The organism is Hanstruepera marina (genome assembly GCF_019880635.1).
GTDB lineage: Bacteria > Bacteroidota > Bacteroidia > Flavobacteriales > Flavobacteriaceae > Hanstruepera > Hanstruepera marina.
The window spans coordinates 1,023,380-1,043,695 of the sequence record NZ_JAINVX010000001.1 but is presented as its reverse complement, the minus strand read 5'-3'; the positions used below and the strand labels follow the sequence as shown (position 1 = coordinate 1,043,695).

General features: G+C 35.3%; 15 protein-coding genes. 5 read left to right on the top strand and 10 right to left on the bottom strand.

Annotated features, from left to right (window positions below):
- Nucleotides 1-77: 77 nt before the first annotated feature.
- Nucleotides 78-6,047, bottom strand: a complete 5,970-nt coding sequence (locus K7G76_RS04880; RefSeq protein ID WP_223033060.1) for a T9SS type B sorting domain-containing protein — start codon at nucleotides 6,045-6,047, stop codon at nucleotides 78-80.
- 201 nt (nucleotides 6,048-6,248) lie between these two features.
- Here K7G76_RS04880 and folE point away from each other — a divergent pair, with 201 nt between their 5' ends.
- The 5 genes from folE (at nucleotide 6,249) to K7G76_RS04855 (ending at nucleotide 10,171) form a co-directional block, all read left to right on the top strand.
- A complete protein-coding gene (gene folE / locus K7G76_RS04875) occupies nucleotides 6,249-6,926 on the top strand; it encodes a GTP cyclohydrolase I FolE (protein WP_223033059.1) in 678 nt (225 codons plus the stop codon).
- A 20-nt stretch (nucleotides 6,927-6,946) separates the two neighbouring features.
- On the top strand, nucleotides 6,947-8,428 hold the full coding sequence (gene cysS / locus K7G76_RS04870; protein WP_223033058.1) for a cysteine--tRNA ligase: 1,482 nt from the start codon (nucleotides 6,947-6,949) through the stop codon (nucleotides 8,426-8,428).
- Between the two features lie 2 nt (nucleotides 8,429-8,430).
- Nucleotides 8,431-8,670, top strand: coding sequence for a membrane protein insertion efficiency factor YidD (gene yidD, locus K7G76_RS04865; RefSeq protein WP_223033057.1), 240 nt, complete (start codon nucleotides 8,431-8,433; stop codon nucleotides 8,668-8,670).
- A gap of 71 nt (nucleotides 8,671-8,741) precedes the next feature.
- The gene (gene lgt / locus K7G76_RS04860) at nucleotides 8,742-9,668 is read left to right on the top strand and encodes a prolipoprotein diacylglyceryl transferase (protein WP_223033056.1); all 927 of its coding nucleotides are present in this window, start codon (nucleotides 8,742-8,744) and stop codon (nucleotides 9,666-9,668) included.
- Between the two features lie 5 nt (nucleotides 9,669-9,673).
- A complete protein-coding gene (locus K7G76_RS04855) occupies nucleotides 9,674-10,171 on the top strand; it encodes a DUF192 domain-containing protein (RefSeq protein ID WP_223033055.1) in 498 nt (165 codons plus the stop codon).
- Nucleotides 10,172-10,249: 78 nt separating this feature from the next.
- Here K7G76_RS04855 and secDF read toward each other — a convergent pair whose 3' ends face one another.
- The 9 genes from secDF to K7G76_RS04810 form a co-directional block, all read right to left on the bottom strand.
- On the bottom strand, nucleotides 10,250-13,216 hold the full coding sequence (gene secDF / locus K7G76_RS04850) for a protein translocase subunit SecDF (protein WP_223033054.1): 2,967 nt from the start codon (nucleotides 13,214-13,216) through the stop codon (nucleotides 10,250-10,252).
- A gap of 178 nt (nucleotides 13,217-13,394) precedes the next feature.
- A complete protein-coding gene (locus tag K7G76_RS04845; protein ID WP_223033053.1) occupies nucleotides 13,395-14,015 on the bottom strand; it encodes a hypothetical protein in 621 nt (206 codons plus the stop codon).
- A gap of 92 nt (nucleotides 14,016-14,107) precedes the next feature.
- Complete coding sequence (locus K7G76_RS04840) at nucleotides 14,108-14,770, bottom strand: DUF4412 domain-containing protein (RefSeq protein ID WP_223033052.1); 663 nt, start codon at nucleotides 14,768-14,770, stop codon at nucleotides 14,108-14,110.
- Nucleotides 14,771-14,864: 94 nt separating this feature from the next.
- On the bottom strand, nucleotides 14,865-15,791 hold the full coding sequence (mdh, locus tag K7G76_RS04835; protein ID WP_223033051.1) for a malate dehydrogenase: 927 nt from the start codon (nucleotides 15,789-15,791) through the stop codon (nucleotides 14,865-14,867).
- Between the two features lie 119 nt (nucleotides 15,792-15,910).
- Nucleotides 15,911-17,848, bottom strand: coding sequence for a DNA topoisomerase (ATP-hydrolyzing) subunit B (gene gyrB, locus K7G76_RS04830; RefSeq protein WP_223033050.1), 1,938 nt, complete (start codon nucleotides 17,846-17,848; stop codon nucleotides 15,911-15,913).
- 396 nt (nucleotides 17,849-18,244) lie between these two features.
- Nucleotides 18,245-18,958, bottom strand: coding sequence for a CPBP family intramembrane glutamic endopeptidase (locus tag K7G76_RS04825; protein WP_223033049.1), 714 nt, complete (start codon nucleotides 18,956-18,958; stop codon nucleotides 18,245-18,247).
- Entirely contained in the window at nucleotides 18,955-19,668 is a 714-nt protein-coding gene (locus K7G76_RS04820) for a CPBP family intramembrane glutamic endopeptidase (protein WP_223033048.1), read from the bottom strand. Before K7G76_RS04820 ends, K7G76_RS04825 begins: the two co-directional genes overlap by 4 nt.
- A 23-nt stretch (nucleotides 19,669-19,691) precedes the next feature.
- Complete coding sequence (locus K7G76_RS04815; RefSeq protein WP_223033047.1) at nucleotides 19,692-20,024, bottom strand: DUF4870 domain-containing protein; 333 nt, start codon at nucleotides 20,022-20,024, stop codon at nucleotides 19,692-19,694.
- 44 nt (nucleotides 20,025-20,068) lie between these two features.
- The gene (locus tag K7G76_RS04810) at nucleotides 20,069-20,260 is read right to left on the bottom strand and encodes a helix-turn-helix domain-containing protein (RefSeq protein ID WP_223033046.1); all 192 of its coding nucleotides are present in this window, start codon (nucleotides 20,258-20,260) and stop codon (nucleotides 20,069-20,071) included.
- Between the last annotated feature and the right edge of the window lie 56 nt (nucleotides 20,261-20,316).

The window sequence follows — 20,316 nt, the reverse complement described above, 5'->3', positions numbered from 1 at the left end:
ATATTTATAAAAAAAGCCTGAACAAATTGTTCAGGCTTTTTTTATTACTTGTCTTCTTATATTTTCTCTTACTTACTTTAACGTTTTAAAGTAAAGTGAGCCTTAAATTCCTTCATTGCTTCATCATCTGGCGACTCTTTGTAAACAACCGTAAACCAATAATCACTGGTAGGCAACGGATATCCATTTAAAGTTCCATCCCATCCAGGGCTATTTGGACTTAATTGTTTTAACAACTTACCATATCTATCAAAGATATTAATAACGGCATCTGGATTAATACCTGAAATTTGCCATAGATCATTATCTCCATCATTATTTGGTGTAAAGAAAAGAGGATAATCTATAACAAAAACTGTATCACTTGCTATTCCACACCCATTAATATCTCTAACCTGAATTTCATGCTCCCCGTATAATACATTAGTAAATGTATACGTATTATCGTTAGGCTCGTTACTCACCCATGGACCATTATCAATACTAAACTCAAAAATTGCTGATGCTTCACCAGTTGCTGTTACAGAAATCACATTGTTATCTGCAAATGCTTCAGTGACAACTTCAGCACTAACAACAGGAGGCGAGCTTTCTTCTACAACTACTGGTATGATATTAAAACATCCTGTAGCAATATTAGTAATTTCAACTGTATACGTACCCGATTGAGTAGCGGTGTATACAGAATCTATACTTACTATTGTTCCATTAGGATCTACCCACTCAAAAGTATATTCAGAAGGATTTAAACCAGTATCAATAGTTGGAGGCCCAACAACTTCGGTTCCGTTTGTATTTATACAAATAACATATTGATCATCTGGTATAAACACAGGAAGAGGGTTAACTATTAAATCAAAAGTGATAATAGTATAACAGCCTGTTCCATCATCGTTAGGATCTCCAGGGTCACCCGTATTAGTTACTCTAACATAAATGGTTTGTGGCGTCGAAATATTAGTGTAATTTGTTGGAGTTGCAATTTCATTATCCCCAGATTCTGCATCAGCAAATGATTCATAATAAGTAACTGACTCATCAAAATCATTAAGCATCAAACCTTCATTTTGAGTCAAATCAAACTCTTCTTGCAAATTACCAGGGTCATTATCATCACATTCTATTAAATCTGGTAACACATCATTAGGTGTCGGTAATGTATTAACCACTAACGTTAATGTTGTAAGCGCATAACAACTGCTTCCACTGGTAGTTTCAGTAACGGTTACAAAAAGTGTTTGTGGATTATGTGGTAAACCTCCAACTGAAGTATTATCATAAGCCGTGTAATCAGAAATTGGATTATTAGGAATATCCATCATCGTTTCATAATAATCAACAACTAATGAAGCATTACCTCCAGTTAGGTCATCATTTTGCGTTGTTAAATCAAATGTTGCAAAACCATCATTATCATTTGAATCATCACAAATCTCATAAATACTGTCTTGAGCATCTGCTGGTATAACAGGCAATGGATTTACAACTAAATCGAATTGACCAACAGTAACACATCCATTGTTTCCTTCTAAACGAACATATATTGTTGTATTCCCCGAAACATAGTCTGACAATTGAGGCTCAACTATTGGATTCATTGCTGGTACAGCCTCAGCATCAGCTAAAGTCTCATGATAAGTAAGTGTAAAATCAGCCGGGTTTTGAGTACCAAAAATAGTATCATTCATAGTATTCAAGTTAAATGATACTATACCATCGTCATCGTCATCGCACAAAGCATAAGGATCAATATTTGATGGAACATCTGGTGATGGTTCAACAATAAGCATCAACTCAACTACCGTTGGACAATCAGCCCCTGTACCAAAACTTACTCTTATATAAATAATCTGACCAGCAACATTAGACAGTGTGTCACCTTGAGGATTTACATTATCTAAAGCATTTTGTTGTGTTAAATGGAATGATACTTCTAAAGTAGGATCTACAGCCAAAATTTCATCTCTAGCACTAGTCAAATCAAAAGTCGCAAGACCATCATTATCTACATCACATTCACGCAAAGGTGTTGGAGTAGCCACAGTAGGACCATTAGTAACTTCTAGAGTTAAAGTTGTAGTATCGTAACATCCTGTAGTATTATCTTCTACTCTGACATAAAGCGTTTCACCATCTGTTCCTACATAAGCTGTATCTGAAGGCATTACTTCTGGTGTACCCATTTGGGCAGCTACCAATGAGTTGTGATAGGTTACGCTATAATTCGAATTATTTCCTGAAATTTCGTCATTTTTAACTGTTAAGTCCATTTCAACCATTCCATCTGGTGTAGCATCATCACAAACCACAAGTGATGTAGGATTCACAACAGTTGGTAATGGGTGTACGTTTAGTGCTGCAGTTGATGTATTCGGACAGGTTCCATTTGTTGTATACTCAATGGTATACGAAGCTCCTGGAGTTCCTCCTGTTACTTCACCTGTCACAGTATCAATTACAGCACCATCTGTTGGCACTGGATTAAATGCAAACGATCCGCCTGGTAAACCAGTGACAGTTGCAATACCACCATCACAAGTTGGAGAGACAGTAAACGACGCGTCATCAATTGTAATAACTGTAACATCTTCTGTACTTGTTGCTGGACATGCTCCAACAGTTGTATATTCTATAGTATATGTTGTTCCTGAAGTTCCATTTGTAACTTCTCCCGATGCTACATCAATTAGAGCACCATCAGTAGGGACTGGATTAAATGCAAATGATCCACCAACATTTCCTATAATGGTCACTGTACCACCATCGCAAGTTGGCGTTGTTGTAAAACTCGCATCATCTGCTGGTAAAACAGTTACATTTTGAAAACTTGATTCTGGACAAGGTCCACCAGTTGTATATTGAACTGTATAAGTCATACTTGGTGTTCCACCTGTTACTTCTCCTGTATTTGAATCTATGGTAGCTCCATCAGTTGGCACTGGGTTAAATGCAAAAGTACCTCCCGTATCTCCAACTATGGTCATTGTTCCTCCGTTACAATTTTCTAAAACCGTAAACGCAGGATCTTCTTGAGAATACACCGTTACATCTTCAGTGCTACTTGCACCACAGGAACCAGAAATAGTATATTCAATGGTATAGGTTGCTCCTGAAGTTCCATTAGTAATTTCACCTGTTACCGGATCTATAACTGCCATATCAGTAGGTACTGGATTAAATGCAAATGCTCCACCAGTATCTCCTGTTATAGTTACTGTTCCACCATCACATGTTGGTGAGGTTGTAAATGCAGGATTAGCAGTAGTTAAAACTGTTACATCTTGTGTTGAAGAAGCTGGACAAACGCCAGTTGTTGTATATTCAATAGTATAAGTTACTCCTGATGTTCCTAGAGTAACTGTTCCGGTTGCAGTATCTATTACAGCACCATCTGTAGGTACTGGATTAAAGGCAAAGGTTCCACCTGCTGTACCAGTAATAGTAACAGTTCCACCATCACATGTTGGCGTAGTAGTAAAACTCGCATCGTCATTAGGCAATACGGTTATATCTTGTGTAGAACTTGCACCACATGAACCAGATATAGTATACTCTATAGTGTAAGTTGTACCAGGAACACCACTAGTTACCGTTCCAGATGTGGTGTCTATAACTGCTCCATCCGTTGGAACAGGGTTAAATGCAAACACTCCTCCTGTATCTCCTGTTATTGTAACTGTTCCCCCATCACAAGTATCCGTTGTCGTGAAGGCTGGATTAGCCGTTGTTAACACCGTTACGTCTTCTGTACTACTCGATCCACATGCACCAGAAATAGTATATTCAATGGTATAAGTTGCTCCTGAAGTTCCACCAGTAACTTCTCCCGTAGCAGGATCAATAACTGCAGTATCAGTTGGTGCTGGATTAAAAGCAAATGTTCCTCCTGTATCTCCTGTTATAGTAACTGTTCCGCCATCACATGTTGGTGTGGTTGTAAAAGATGGGTCCGATGTTGTTAGAGCAGTTACATCTTGAGTACTTGTAGCTGGACATGATCCCATTGTAGTATATTCAATCGTATAAGTCGCTCCAGAGGCTCCTCCGGTAACTGTACCTGTAGTTGTATCAATAACAGCACCATCTGGAGGTACAGGGTTAAATGCAAATGTACCACCTGTAGTTCCTGTTATAGTAACTGTTCCACCGTCACATGTTGGTGTGGTTGTAAAACTAGCATCATCTGCTGCTAATACTGTAACATCCTCAGTAGATGTTGCACTACAAGCTCCTGTTATTGTATATTCTAAAGTGTACTGCGTTCCTGGAACACCATTTGTAATTGTTCCTGTATCTACGTCAAGAATCGCACCATCTGTTGGAACAGGATTAAAAGCAAACGTTCCTCCTGATGTTCCTGTAATTGTAGCTGTCGCACCATCACAAGTAGGCGTTAAGGTAAATGTTGCACTTCCAGAGTTATTTACTGTAACAGTCTCTGATTGTGTTAACGCACCATTACATCCTGAATTAGGATTATAAACGTTCTCTAAATTCAATGTTTGATCTGCTGTAATTCCCGGAATAGTAACCACAAAAACACCTGTGGCATCTAGTGTAACTTGTTGGGTCGCTCCGCCATTAACATTATAATCCACAACATCACCTTCTGATCCTGTTATTGTAAACTCGGCATCTCCGCCAGAGCAAACAGAATTATTGCTGGTTAAAGTAATTACAGGAGTAGGCTGAACCACAACAGTAATAGGCCTAACCGCCACATATTCATCTCCTGTTATAGCGTCGGTATAAGTAAGTTGGGCAATATAAGTTGTTGTTGTATTAGGTGTAACCGTTAAATTTGTGGGATCTGTCCCTATTACTGCTCCTGTTTCATCTAACCATTCAAAATCATAGATTGGAGTACCATTCGGGTAAAATTGCCAAGCTTCAGGAATCGAAACATCCCAGACACCAGTATTTCTACCTGGTGGCGCAATGCCTTGAGTTCCAGCATCATTTTGTATACCTATAGCTGCACGGCCGCCAGCCCAAGTTGAGCAAACTGGTTTTTGGAAAATATAAGTCTCTATAACATTTGTAGATTCATAAAACAGAATCATTTGTGAAGTTCTTAATGTAGTACATCCATATTGTGGTGGATTAAAAAAGCTAAATACAAACACACGGAAAGGGGCAGTACCCTTTACTCCAAATGTAATATTGTATGTATTCGGATCAACTCCTCCCGCTCCGGGAAAAATATCATGAACAGCACCAAAAATATTTCCATCCCCCAAGGCAGCATCAGTATTATTAGGTATGGTTGCACCGGCAGCAGGTGTCCAATAATGGAAAGTATTGGCGTTACTTAAATCAAAACTAACTGCTCCATTAGTCGACAACACACAACTGGTATAATCATTTTGATAAAACTCAAAATTGAAAGCAAAGTTCAAAACACTACTCCAAATATCATCTACATTAAGATTAGTGTCTCCAGCAGTATCTCCAAAACTAAATGGTGGGTTAAATGGAATTGATCTCACACCATATGTATTACTTTCCCCTACTTCAGTATATGTAGCTGACAGAGTAATTGGTGGAATAGTTCCTGTTGCTTGATCAATACAGCCACCATTAGTAATACAAACATCTCCACTACAATTTATTGAACCTGCACTAGAAGTAACATTTAAATCAAAAGATCCGCTACCAGAACTTGTAGTGGACTCAAAAACTCTAATTTCTATAACAGCAGTATCACAATTAGTTGGATTGGCATTTTCGCAAATTTCATAGGTAATATAGTATAATCCAGGAGGAGTATTGGCCACTATACCAACAAAACCAAATGCTGTATTCAACGTAGTAAAGCCCGTTGGGTCTGGCACGGTTTCAGTCATGGTAAAATTACCAATTGTTGCCACGGTAATAGGTGTGCCATTAAATAAATCGTTAAAATAAATCCTATCTCCACTTGAATTAGACGGATTCGGGTTATTTGCCCTTCCAACTAAAACATCATCAATCGCGCTTAATTGCGCCCAAGAATTAGATATAACAAATGCGGAAAACAAAAGAAATAATACTGCTATCTTTTTCATAAACAAGAACTTTAAATATTTTTTCAGGGCTATTTTACTTAAGGGTTAAAGGATTATTAATCCAATATTAACATCAGGCGTGAAAATTAAGAAAAAATCAGGAAAATCCCCCTAATTTATCGATGAAATTAATTGTTTGTTAATACAATGTGCAAAAAAACGGAATTGTGTATCTTTGCAGACTAATATATTTTCAATTTCATGAAATTTAACAATAACATTGAAGATTTGGACGCATTAGGGAATGACCACATTGGCACATCGTCTGACACACCTTTGAGAAAGGATGCGTTTTCGTTGAGCACTGATGAAAAAATTGATATTATTAAAGACGATGTACGTCATATAATGGAGACCCTTGGCCTCGACTTAACAGATGACAGTTTAAACGGCACACCTAATCGTGTTGCCAAAATGTTTGTAAAGGAGTTATTTGGTGGGCTAGACCCTAAACGCAAGCCTAATGCATCTACATTTGAGAACAAATACAAGTATGGTGAAATGTTAGTTGAAAAAAACATTACGGTTTACTCAACTTGCGAACATCATCTGCTGCCTATAGTTGGTAAAGCCCATGTTGCTTACATTTCCAATGGAACTGTTGTCGGGCTTTCCAAAATGAATAGAATTGTTGACTATTATGCCAAAAGACCTCAGGTACAAGAACGGTTAACCATTCAAATTGTAAAAGAACTTCAAGACGTTTTGCAGACCGAAGATGTTGCCTGCGTAATTGATGCCAAACACTTATGCGTCAATTCAAGAGGTATTAGAGATACCGAAAGTAGTACGGTGACTTCTGAATTTGGTGGAAAATTCAAAGAAAAAGAAACACGTCGCGAATTTTTAGATTATATAAAGTTAGATACACAATTCTAATATATTAGTATTCTTTCAACATGGAATTGTACAAGCAACAAGACATAAAAATATACAACACCTTAAGTGGTGAAAAAGAACTATTTAAACCATTAATTGATGGCTATGTTGGCATGTATGTTTGTGGCCCAACGGTTTATAGCAATGTGCATTTAGGCAATGTTAGAACTTTTATGTCTTTTGATATGATTTTCAGATACCTTAAGCATTTGGGTTATAAAGTGCGTTACGTTCGAAATATTACTGATGCTGGACATCTTGAAGATGATGCTGATGTAGGTGAGGATAAAATAACAAAGAAAGCACGATTAGAGTCTATTGAACCTATGGAAATTGTTCAACGCTATACTGTCGATTTTCACAATGTTCTACAAACCTTAAATTTCCTTCCACCAAGCATTGAGCCTACTGCAACCGGTCATATCATTGAGCAAATTGAGCTTATTCAAACTATAATTGACAATGGCTTTGCTTATGTTGTAAATGGTTCTGTTTATTTTGATGTTCTCAAATACAATGAGTCACATGAATATGGTATTTTAAGCAAACGTAAACTTGATGACTTAATTCACAACACACGAACTTTAGACGGCCAAAGTGATAAAAAAAATCCGCAAGATTTCGCCCTTTGGAAAAAAGCCGAACCAAGCCATATTATGCGTTGGCCTTCCCCTTGGAGCAATGGTTTCCCAGGTTGGCATTTAGAGTGTACTGCCATGAGCACCAAGTATCTAGGCGAACAATTTGACATCCATGGTGGCGGAATGGACTTAAAATTTCCACATCACGAATGTGAAATTGCACAAAATCAAGCAGCAAAAAATCAAGCTCCAGTTAAGTATTGGATGCATGCCAATATGCTTGAACTTAACGGCTCCAGAATGAGTAAATCAACTGGCAATTATATTAATCCAGCTGAATTGTTTTCTGGCGAAAATGATATCATGTCCAAAGGTTTTTCTCCTGGCGTTATTCGTTTCTTTATGATGCAAGCTGCCTACAGAAGTGTTTTAGATTTAACAAACGATGGCTTACTAGCTGCAGAAAAAGGGTTTAACAGATTGATTGACGCCATAAACTTAATAGATCACTTAAAAGCCTCTTCATCATCCTCAATTGATGTTTCAGCATGGAGACAGAAATGTTATGATGCTATGAATGATGATTTTAACACACCTATATTGATTGCCAATCTCTTTGAAGGCGTTAAATATATTAATCAGATAAAAGATGGCAAAGCAACAATAACTTCAGAAGATTTAGAGTTGTTGCAAAAAACCATGACTACATTTGCTTTTGATATTTTAGGTCTAGAAAACATTTCAAAAACCGAAAACAATTCTGACAAATTATCTGGTGCTGTTGAACTTTTGATAAAAATGCGCCAAGAGGCTCGTGCCAACAGAGACTTTGCTTTATCTGATAGAATTCGTGATGAGTTGGCTCAAGCAGGCATACAACTTAACGATAGCCGAGAAGGCACTACGTTTTCGATTAATTAATTATGAAAAAGATTTTAATTGCGCCTTTTCTTTTTTTAATTAAAGTCTATCAAACATTAATATCACCACTTACACCAGCCACTTGTCGGTTTCAACCAACTTGTTCGCATTATTCTAAAGAAGCTTTAGAAAAGCATGGCTTGTGGAAAGGCGGAGGTTTAGCTTTAAGAAGAATTTTTAGCTGCCACCCTTGGGGAAGAAGCGGTTACGATCCTGTTCCTGAAAAGCTTGATAAAAAATAACATATCATTATATTCCATTACTTTCGTTTCCGTTTTCAATTGTATATATTTACTTCGCTAAATAATAATCTATGTATTTATTAAAATTCGATTGGAATCCCATTACTGGCATTGATATAGCAGGTAATTTTAAATTACATTTCTACAGTGTAATGTGGATAGTTGCCTTCCTTTTGGGATGGTACATCATGAAACGTATTTTTACTAAAGAAAAAATAAAAATAGAATATTTAGACCCGCTATTCATTTATACCGTTTTGGCCACAATGCTTGGGGCAAGACTTGGACATGTTTTATTTTATCAATCTGAATTAATATCTCAAGATTTTTTTAGCATCTTTTTGCCTTTTAGATTCAACCCTGAATTCGAATTTACAGGGTTTCAAGGGTTGGCTAGCCACGGTGCAGCCATTGGGATTATAATCGGTATGTATTTATACAGAAGAAAATACAAGTATAAATCGCTTATGTGGATTTTAGACCGTGTAGTCATTCCCGTAGCTTCTGGCGCTGTATTTATTAGAATTGGAAATTTTATTAATTCTGAAATTATAGGAAAGGTAACCGATTCTGCTTTGGGTGTCCGTTTTATTCAGGATTTTTATGGTAAACGTCAAATTGTGGCAGAAACTGGTATACAAGATTATAAAGAAGCCTATGCTGCCGTTACCAACAATCCTCAATTTCAACATTTACTTGATGCGGTTCCATATAGGCATCCTGCACAATTATATGAGTCTTTCTGTTATATTTTTGTCTTTCTAATCTTATGGTTTATATACACAAAAACACAAAAAAGTAAGCAAACAGGGTTTTTATTTGGCGCTTTTTTAGTCATGCTTTGGACCATTAGATTTTTTGTAGAATTTGTAAAAGAACCACAAGGCGAAGAGTATATTACCATGTTGGGGTTAAATACAGGTCAAATGTTGAGCATTCCGTTTATATTAATCGGACTTTACTTTATGTTTATTTACAAGCCTAAAATCAAATCATAATTTCAATGATTCGTAAGTATTTTAAAATCATTTGTATTTCCTTTGGTGTCTTAATATTTACAGTAACCACGTCTTGCAAAGAAGAAAAAAAATCTGTTAAACAAACCAAGGTTACTTTTAAAAAAGAAGGCGAATTACAACTTATAAAAGCCGCTAACGATTCTGTTATTGCTGAATTAGATATCGAAATAGCCGATAATGATTATGAAACGCAAACCGGCTTAATGTACCGTGAGTCCATGAAGGCAAATCGTGGCATGCTATTCATCTTCCCCAATTCAAGACCACGTTCATTCTATATGAAGAACACTAAAATCCCATTGGACTTAATTTATCTGGACACCGATAAAATTGTGGTTAGTTTCCAAGAAAATGCAAAACCTTTTGATGAAAGCTCTTTACCTTCTAACGCAGCTGCGAAATATGTATTAGAAGTCAATGCAGGTTTAGTTAAACAATGGCAATTAGAAATTGGAGATAAAATGACTTTCACAAAAGATTAAACAGAAATAGAACTTTAATAAAAAAAAGCCTTTTTGAATGATCAAAAAGGCTTTTTTTATTGTTATTGGAAAAAGGACTTATACCTGTTCTTCTTCCTCAACTTCTTTTACTTTATGTTTTAAAGCTTCTTTAGCATCGCCTTTCTTAACTGAATCATACATTAATGGTGTAGCGATAAACATAGATGAGTATGTACCAACTATAACACCAACAATTAAGGCAAACATAAATCCTCTAATAGAATCACCTCCAAATACAAAGATTGAAAGTAACACTACCAAAGTAGTTAACGAGGTGTTCAATGTTCTACTTAATGTACTGCTTAATGACGAATTAATAACCTTATTAAATGGCCATGATGAGTGTTCATTAAAGAATTCACGAATTCTATCGAACACAACAACCGTATCGTTCAACGAATAACCAATAACTGTAAGTATTGCAGCTATAAACGCTTGATCTATTTCCATACTAAATGGCATGTACTTATAAGTTAACGAGAACACACCCAATACAATTAATACATCATGGAAAACCGCAGCAACGGCTCCTAACGAGAATTGCCATCTTTTAAATCGGAATAAGATGTATAGGAATACAACAATTAATGACCCTAAAATGGCCCAAAACGAAGCCTGTTTAATATCGTCGGCAATTGTAGGGCTCACTTTGTAGTATTTCATTAAACCAATTGTTTTAGTATCATCATCACTAATAAACTCTTCGTATGATAAACCATCAAAATATGGCTGCAACTCATTATACAACGTAGTTCTTATTTCCTCGTCTACAGCATTATCAGTTTCGTTTACCTTATACTTTGTTGTAATTTTTAATTGATTGGCACTTCCAAAGGTTTTTGCCTCTGCACTTCCAAAAGCATTGGATAAGGCCGATGAAATTTCATTGGCACTTACATCTTGAGCAAAACGCACTTGGTAAGTACGCCCTCCAACAAAATCGACACCTTGGTCTAAACCATTTGTAAACAATGACCCTAAACTCAATAGAATTAAAGCTCCTGAAATAATGTAGGCAGCTTTTCTTTTCTTAAGGAAATTGATATCAATATTTCTAAACAGGTTTTTGGTAATAGCAGTACTGAAATCTAAAGTTCCGCCTCTTTCAGCATACCAATCCACTAACAATCTAGTGATGAAAATAGCCGTAAATAACGATGTACCAATACCTATTAATAATGTTGTTGCAAAACCTTTAATTGGTCCTGTACCAAATATAAATAATATCAGAGCCGTTAAGCCTGTTGTAATGTTGGCATCTAAAATAGAAGATAAGGCGTTGCTAAATCCATCTGCAATAGATTCTTTCATGCCCTTACCTTTTGCTAACTCTTCGCGTATACGTTCGAAAATAAGAACATTCGCATCAACCGACATACCTATTGTCAATACAATACCGGCAATACCTGGCAATGTTAAAACAGCCCCTAATCCTGATAGCACACCAAAGATTAAAACGATATTGAATAACATGGCAATATCAGCAAATAAGCCCCCTTTACCATAGTATAAAAACATCCAAACTAGAACAACACCTAAAGCAATTAAAAATGACATCTTACCACTATCAATAGCTTCTTGTCCTAGCGAAGGACCTACAACTTCTCCTTGAATAATATCTGCTGAAGCAGGTAATTTACCCGCACGTAATACATTGGCTAAATCGGTTGCTTCATTCAATGTAAAGCTTCCTGAAATAGATGAGCTACCTCCTGAAATAGCTCCTGTAGTTACACCTGGAGCAGAATACACAACATTATCTAAAACAATAGCAATTTGAGAACCTTGGGTAAAGGCTTTACCTGTCATTTCTTCCCAGATTTTTGCTCCTTTAGCATTCATCTGCATAGACACATTTGGCTTTCCAACAGCATCATACTCCTGACGAGCATCTGTAACCACAGCACCACTTAATGGTGGTACGTTGTCACGATTTCCAATTAAAGCATATAGCTCAACTACCTCACTATCTTTAGCCGGTTTTCCAAACACAAACTTCACAAAACGCTGCTCCGCTGGCAATAACGATCGTACTTGAGGCATATTCAAATACTCCATTATTTGTTCCTTGTCTTTTATATTAACTATTGCTAATGCAGCAGGATCTGGAGACTGGAATAATAAATCACGCAACGGATTAACCTCAACTGCAGTAGAATCTGGATCTGCCCCTAAAAGATCTTCAATAGCATCATCTTCAGAGTCTTGAGGCTCTTCTTCAGCAACCTCTTCTTTATCTGGAGTTTGCATGTCCTTTAACACGTTGTTAGCTTCAACTAAAAATGGCCCAAATAAATCACGCTTATAAACTTCCCAGAACTCTAATTGAGCCGTACTTTGTAATAACTTAATAGCACGCTCTTTATCTTTTACACCTGGCAATTCTACTAAAATACGACCAGAATTCCCTAAACGCTGAATACTTGGTGATGTTACACCAAACTCATCAATACGCTTACGCAATACCTCGAAAGCAGAAACAATTGACTCATCAATTTTTCTCTCGATAATTGGCTTAACCTCATCGTCTGTCATTGAGCCTTCAATCTCACCATCTAACGCCCTAGTATAGAAAATATCTGGCGAGGCTAATTTGGTGTCACCTTTAATGTTATCAAACGCAACATAAAAATCCTCTAAAAATGTATTCTGACTATTCTTTTGTATTTCTTCAGCATCATCTAAAGCTTTATTAAATACTGGGTCTTTACTGTAGTTTGCAAGACCTTTCAAGATATCCTTTACAGAAACCTGTAAAATAACACTAACACCACCTTTTAGGTCTAAACCTAAATTCATGGCGTTTTCCTTTACTTCATTGTAAGTGTAATTTGCGATTCCTAAATTAAAAACTTCTTCGTTTGCTAGAGAATCTAAATACTTGCGTTCTTTAACTTCATCGCCATTTGAAACCACTTGAGCAGTTTCTTCAACACTATTTGCCTTGAATGTAAATGACAGCTGATAAATACTTACCAAACCGAACAAAATTGCAAATAGTTTTACTAATCCTTTATTTTGCATTGTTATTAATTTTTATGTGTCAAATTTTTTAAAAAACGAGCAAATATAGAACTTACCGCATAATTTGACAATTATTTTTTTATGAATAAATTATTGATTGATAGTCTTTCAATTGCTTTTAGAAAGACGACTTAAAATTAAATATTAAGTTTTTGGAATTAACGGGAACTTTATCGTGTTATAAATTCCCAAATTTATTAGGCCCAGCCCTTACCTCTGGAATGGTATAAGAAGTGTTGTCTAATGAAGCGCCTATAGTTTTCCATATCTTAAAAGATACCTGCAATAAAGATTCTTCGTTTTGATTGTTTAAAACCGATGACGCATAAAATGTGTTTGGATCGTAATATCTATCACTTTCTGTTTTTTCAATTACAATACAACCATCAAAACCAGGGTTATAATCATTTCCGGTTTGAATTTCAAAAATGTCTAAATTGTAATTAACCTGTTTGCTTCCGTCTGGATCTTCTTCAACAGGTTTCTTTTGGGGATAGTTTAGATGTAATCGTTTTTCAGTAGAAAGGATTTGCTTAACACTTGCAACATCTACATGACTGTAATACGTAATTACAAGTTTACCTTGATTTTCATGTTTGACCTGAATATTATCTACACCTAAATCCTGTAATTGTCTTTTTACAATAGAAATAGTTTTTTTAGCTTCTAAAGAACTAGAATCGATATTGGTGAAATGCAATACCAATTCCTGATTTGCATTTGCAGTTTGTTGTTGGCTAACAATACCTACAAATGTTAGAATTAAAATTACTATATAAATGTGCAATCGGGTTTTCACGCGCCAAATATAAAAAAATAAAGACTGTATTGCTACAGTCTTTTTATAATTATATCCGTTATATGTTACAATACAACGTTTTGACAGTACCATTACATACCTTGTAATGATTCTGTTTTTTCATAACCTTCTAAAGGTGTTAGGTCAAACTTATCATCTGAAACCGATTCTTTTTTAATTTCAGTTACTTCACTGGTAATTTTCATACCCATACCCATTTGGCTTACATTCATCTCCATATATAACGGAAAACCCGATATTTCAGCACCAAGTCGTGTAAGTTGATTGGACATTGCTGAAATTTTATCCGTAACGTATATATCAATCTGTATTTCAGTCCCTTCTTGAGTAGTTGTTAAATTATACTCTTGGCATACATAACCTAAAATGGTTTTGGTTTCATCTCCCTTTTCAACCTTTACATCTTTCATGTCTTCTTCTCCAGACTCAATACTTTTAAGCATATACTTTTTTCCAACCATTTGATTGTCTGCCATAATTAGCATTTGTTTTTTGGCAGTATCCATGATAGTTATTGTACTACCTGTCATCAAATTAAAAGTTTCGGAACGCGTATTATTCCCCTTAAAATATGTAGTTGTTAATGTTTCACCAACCATCGCTAGTTGAGCTTGAACCTGTTCATTATCGCTAGACATTGTCATTTTAGATTTTGCAACACCCTCGGTAACTTTTTCTTGAGCAAAAACCGAAACGTTTAATGCCAATACCAAAACAAAAATTAGTTTTTTCATGTGAATTGTTTTTTAAATTTTAATTGTTAATAGCTGTTCTAGTATTTGTAGCACAACTCTATATTTTGTTACTAAAATTGCCTAATTAAATTTATTAGACATCAAGTAATCCGTTTGTTTTTTTAACCCCTTCTGCACTGGTATTCAAATGCTCTTTTTCTGCATCATTTAAATCCAAATCAACAATACCTTCTATACCATTGCGCCCCAAAATTACTGGTACACCAATACATAAATCAGATAAACCATATTCTCCATCCAATAAAGCTGAACACGGAAACATTTTCTTTTGATCGCAAGCAATAGCCTGAACCAAAGCAGAAACCGCAGCACCAGGCGCATACCATGCCGATGTACCTAATAATTTAGTTAATGTTGCACCACCAACCTTTGTATCTTCTTTTACTTGGTTTAAACGGTCTTCTGAAATAAACTCTGAAACCGGCACACTATTTCTTGTAGCTAAACGCGTTAATGGCACCATACCAACATCGCTATGACCCCCAATAACCATGCCATCAACATCGCTAATAGGTGCTTCTAAAGCTTCAGCCAAACGGTATTTAAAACGTGCAGAGTCTAAAGCACCACCCATTCCTATAATTCTATTTTTAGGAAGATTAGTAGACTTGTGAGCCAAATAAGTCATGGTATCCATTGGATTACTCACAACAATCAATATAGTATTTGGAGAGTGTTCGATTAAACTTGAAGAAACAGATTTAACAATACCAGCATTAATCCCAATAAGTTCCTCACGAGTCATTCCTGGTTTTCTAGGAATACCAGATGTTATGACACAAATATCACTATTTGCTGTTTTTGAATAGTCGTTTGTAACACCTGTTATTTTGGTATCGAACCCATTCAATGAAGCAGTTTGCATTAAATCCATGGCCTTACCTTCTGCAAAACCTTCTTTAATATCCAATAAAACGACCTCACTTGCAAAATCTTTTATAGCAATGTATTCTGCACAACTAGCACCTACTGCTCCTGCTCCAACTACTGTTACTTTCATAATTTTTTATATTTTAATTTTGTGTTGTTTTTTTGAGACTGCGAAATTACGAATTATTATAGTGTAAATGAAAAAGCAGAAGAATAATCTTCTGCTTTAACAACAATTATTTTAACTACTTACGCATCAATATTGGCATAGATAGCGTTCTTTTCAATAAACTCTCTACGAGGTGGCACTTCGTCACCCATTAACATTGAGAATATTCTATCTGCCTCTCCTCCATTATCTATATTCACCTGACGTAATGTTCTAAAGTCCGGATTCATAGTTGTATCCCAAAGCTGTTCAGCATTCATCTCACCAAGACCCTTATAACGTTGTATACTTACACTTCCACCAAATTCTTCAGCTATGGCGTCACGCTCTTTATCAGACCAAGCATAACGCTTTTTATTACCTTTTTTAACTAAATATAGTGGTGGTGTAGCAATATAAATATGACCATTTTCAATTAACTCCTTCATATATCTAAAGAAGAATGTTAAAATTAAAGTAGCAATGTGAGACCCATCAATATCGGCATCACACATAATAACCACTTTATGATAACGCAACTTAGATAAGTTAAGCGCTTTACTATCTTCTTCAGTTCCGATAGTTACACCAAGTGCTGTAAAAATATTTTTTATCTCTTCGTTTTCAAAAACTTTGTGCGTCATAGCCTTTTCAACGTTCAATATTTTACCTCGCAATGGCAAAATAGCTTGAAAAGCTCTATCACGACCTTGTTTTGCCGTTCCACCTGCCGAGTCACCCTCAACCAAGAACACTTCACATTTTGCTGGATCCTGTTCTGAACAATCACTTAATTTTCCGGGTAAACCACCAATACTCATAACAGTTTTACGCTGTACCATTTCACGTGCTTTTTGAGCAGCATGACGCGCTTGAGCAGCCAAAATCACTTTTTGCACGATGGTTTTAGCATCGTCTGGATGTTCTTCCAAATAATCAGTAAGCATTTCTGATACAGCTTGGCTAACAGAAGCCGAAACTTCACGGTTACCCAACTTGGTTTTAGTCTGTCCCTCAAATTGAGGTTCAGCTACTTTTACTGATACAATTGCCGTTAAACCCTCACGGAAATCATCACCAGCAATATCGAATTTTAGCTTATCCAACATCCCAGATTCGTCAGCATACTTTTTTAAGGTATGTGTCAACCCTCGACGAAATCCTGAAAGATGCGTACCACCTTCGTGTGTATTAATATTGTTAACATAAGAATGTAAATTTTCGGCATAAGAGGTATTGTAGACCATAGCCACCTCAACAGGCACACCATTTTTCTCTCCTTCAAAAGCGATTACATCTTGCATTAATGGCTCGCGATTACCGTCTAGGAATTTTACAAATTCTGGCAATCCGTTTTCTGAATGAAATGTTTCGCCTTCAAAAGAACCATCTTCTTTTTTATGACGCTTATCTACTAAATGAATAGTGATCCCCTTATTTAAATAAGCCAACTCACGCATTCTACTCGCCAAAGTATCGTAGCTATACTCTAAAGTCTGCGTAAAAATAGTTGGGTCGGGTTTAAAGGTTACGGTAGTACCTCTTTTATCCGTTTCGCCAATTTGCTTTACAGGATAAAGTGTTTTTCCACGCTCGTATTCTTGCTCCCAAATCTTACCGTCTCTATAAACTGTTGCTTTTAAATGTTCAGACAAGGCGTTAACACAACTCACACCTACACCATGCAAACCACCAGAAACCTTATAGGAATCCTTATCAAACTTACCACCAGCACCAATTTTAGTCATAACAACTTCAAGTGCTGAAACGCCTTCTTTTTTATGTAGATCTACAGGAATACCACGACCATCATCTTCAGTAGTAATGGAATTGTCTTCGTTGATGGTAACCGTTATATTATCACAGTGCCCAGCCAATGCCTCATCAATGGAGTTATCGACCACTTCATATACCAAATGGTGTAAACCTCTAACACCAACATCTCCAATATACATGGATGGACGCATACGTACGTGCTCCATGCCTTCAAGTGCCTGAATACTATCGGCAGAATACTGTTTTTTGTTTTCTTCGCTCATGAATTTATATCTTTAAATCTTAAGTTTATTACAATAAAAAAATGACGCTCATGCATCATTTTCGGGATACTTACAAATATACGAATTAGATATGCTTTTTAAAAGCATTTTAACGAGTATAAGTTATTTTTATTAACATTTGTTAATTACTCAAAAATGGCTTAAATCGCTTAAAAATAGTCTTAAAATAGATTTTTTGATTTTTTTAGACTATTAGCAAATCTCAAAAACTCAAAAACCCTTTAAAGGAAGTTTAATGCATTTTTTATTTGGTAAAATAACATCAAAAATTTACTTTTTTCGACGTAAAAACGGTAAATTATTCCATTTCCAAATGAGAACTGTAACAACCAAAAACACACCATTAAAAATTAAAATAAAACCAATGAATGATGGTCAAGTATCAAAAGTCGTCTTGTTTGTAGTATATAAAATGCCATTGCCGCTATTTTCATTAGTTATTAAGTGGCGGGTTGCCCAATTGTTTCCTAAATGAAGTCCTATTGGAAAAAACAAAGTTTTCGATTTTAATAGAGCTGTAGCAAATAATAAATGTCCTACTGGAATACTAATTATGAAAAGAACCATCAAACCTTTATTATTCATCACGCTATCATCTATAACATGAATCAACATGAACATTACTGAAAAAATAATATTTGCAATAACCACATTAGACAATTTAATTGTTTTTTTAAATAAATAACCTCTAAACAAAAACTCTTCAACAGCTACTGTAGGCAAAATAAAATAAAGCGTATATAAAATAGATGAATAATCAAAAGATCCACTTAAAACAAATGATTCACCAGCATATAAAGCTCTTGCATATTTAGCCGCAAATAAAGCAACAACCCCAATTATCAAACCCAAAGGCAAAAATGACAGGTTTTTTAAACGCAAATTTAATCCGATTTCTGATAATGATTTTTTTTCAGTCTTGTACAACAACCATGTGGCCACTCCCAATAATATTGGAGCTGCGTAAGGAAAATAAGCTTTAATGACTCCTTTATTAATTACTGTACTTAATCCCAATGCAAAGCCAAAAAGTATAATAGCTAAAAGAATACGCGATGCATTGGGGTATTTTGCAAACAGTCGTTTCATGATTGATTACTATTTGATTTAATTACAGCTGTTGATTTTATTAAATAATTAACAAAGACCAGTGTTATGATAGATGGCAATAATCCTTTAGACAGGTTAAAGAAAATCCAATTCCAGTCCTGTAGAGAGGTTTTTGATACTTCTGTAAAAATCAACCCGCCATATGGATAGGATTCATAAAAGAACGTCATTAAAAAGTTATAACCTAAATGAAAACCTAAACCCAACATTACAGAGTTTGTTTTATAAAATGTATATGCCCAAACATAGCCTGTAAATCCTGTTACTAGAATTACATATATAATTGGTATTAACCTCTCCCCCATCATACCATATGAGAACACGTGATAAACACCAAAACACAATGCAGATAGCAGAATAGCCTTTTTTGACCCAATTCTTTGAATCAAAACATACAAAATTGCTCCACGAAAGACTAAATCTTCGGTTAAAGCCGATCTTATATGATAAATGAAAGATTGGAAGATTAAACTGTAATCAACAGTCTCTTTTTGTTTCCACTCTACATCTAAAATATAGGTTTCAGCAGCAACCATTAAAAGACACAGAAGCACCATAAAGACCAGTCCAATAAAAAACTGAAGCAGTCTATTCGGGTAAGGTATAATTCCTAAAACATCGCTATTTTTTTTCTCAATAAAGCGTAAAAGCGCCCATGAGATTACTATGATTATTAATAATCCTAACATTTTTATTAAATTTTAAATTAAGTTTAAATTGTTTTTGGCTTTAAAAAAGGAATGGATAACGGGTAATAACATTTACCTGATTCCAAAGAAGACATAACATTTTTTAGACTAACAATAATACCGAAAAGAACAATAGCTCCAGTAATAAAAAAATTGTATCCAGGAATTACAAAAAACAGGAGCAATGAAACTAATAAAAGTAAATTAATGGTACAATGAAAATTAATAACCTTTCGGCCATGCTCATCATATACTTTATTGTCTTCAGCTTTACTCATCCAAGTAAATAATGGAAACAAAACATTTGCAAATGGAATAATTAAACCAAAAAATGGTGAAGCATGCAATAACAACATCCATTTACGCTGTATAGTTTCTTCTTTAGGATTTTCTAAAACTATTAATTCATCACCTCAACATCAAGTCCTACAGCCAATAATTTTATGGTTTGTAAATGTGGTTGCACTTCTCCTTTTTCTATACGTTGAATAGTACGTACTCCAACTGTAGTTTTTTCAGCCAATTCATCTTGGGTTAATCCTTTTAATTTACGCTGATAAAGCAAATTATCTTTAAGTGATTGTTTTTTCATTTTGTATCATTTTTGATGGTACAAATCTACGTTGGAATATTGGTTTTTAACACGCC

Coding starts and splice junctions, on each gene's coding strand:
- cysS (WP_223033058.1), top strand. CDS start 6,947: ATGGAATTGTACAAGCAACAAGACATAAAAATATACAACACCTTAAGT.
- K7G76_RS04825 (WP_223033049.1), bottom strand. CDS start 18,958: ATGAAACGACTGTTTGCAAAATACCCCAATGCATCGCGTATTCTTTTA.
- mdh (WP_223033051.1), bottom strand. CDS start 15,791: ATGAAAGTAACAGTAGTTGGAGCAGGAGCAGTAGGTGCTAGTTGTGCA.
- secDF (WP_223033054.1), bottom strand. CDS start 13,216: ATGCAAAATAAAGGATTAGTAAAACTATTTGCAATTTTGTTCGGTTTG.
- yidD (WP_223033057.1), top strand. CDS start 8,431: ATGAAAAAGATTTTAATTGCGCCTTTTCTTTTTTTAATTAAAGTCTAT.
- K7G76_RS04820 (WP_223033048.1), bottom strand. CDS start 19,668: ATGTTAGGATTATTAATAATCATAGTAATCTCATGGGCGCTTTTACGC.
- K7G76_RS04815 (WP_223033047.1), bottom strand. CDS start 20,024: ATGTTGTTATTGCATGCTTCACCATTTTTTGGTTTAATTATTCCATTT.
- lgt (WP_223033056.1), top strand. CDS start 8,742: ATGTATTTATTAAAATTCGATTGGAATCCCATTACTGGCATTGATATA.
- gyrB (WP_223033050.1), bottom strand. CDS start 17,848: ATGAGCGAAGAAAACAAAAAACAGTATTCTGCCGATAGTATTCAGGCA.
- K7G76_RS04880 (WP_223033060.1), bottom strand. CDS start 6,047: ATGAAAAAGATAGCAGTATTATTTCTTTTGTTTTCCGCATTTGTTATA.
- K7G76_RS04810 (WP_223033046.1), bottom strand. CDS start 20,260: ATGAAAAAACAATCACTTAAAGATAATTTGCTTTATCAGCGTAAATTA.
- folE (WP_223033059.1), top strand. CDS start 6,249: ATGAAATTTAACAATAACATTGAAGATTTGGACGCATTAGGGAATGAC.
- K7G76_RS04840 (WP_223033052.1), bottom strand. CDS start 14,770: ATGAAAAAACTAATTTTTGTTTTGGTATTGGCATTAAACGTTTCGGTT.
- K7G76_RS04855 (WP_223033055.1), top strand. CDS start 9,674: ATGATTCGTAAGTATTTTAAAATCATTTGTATTTCCTTTGGTGTCTTA.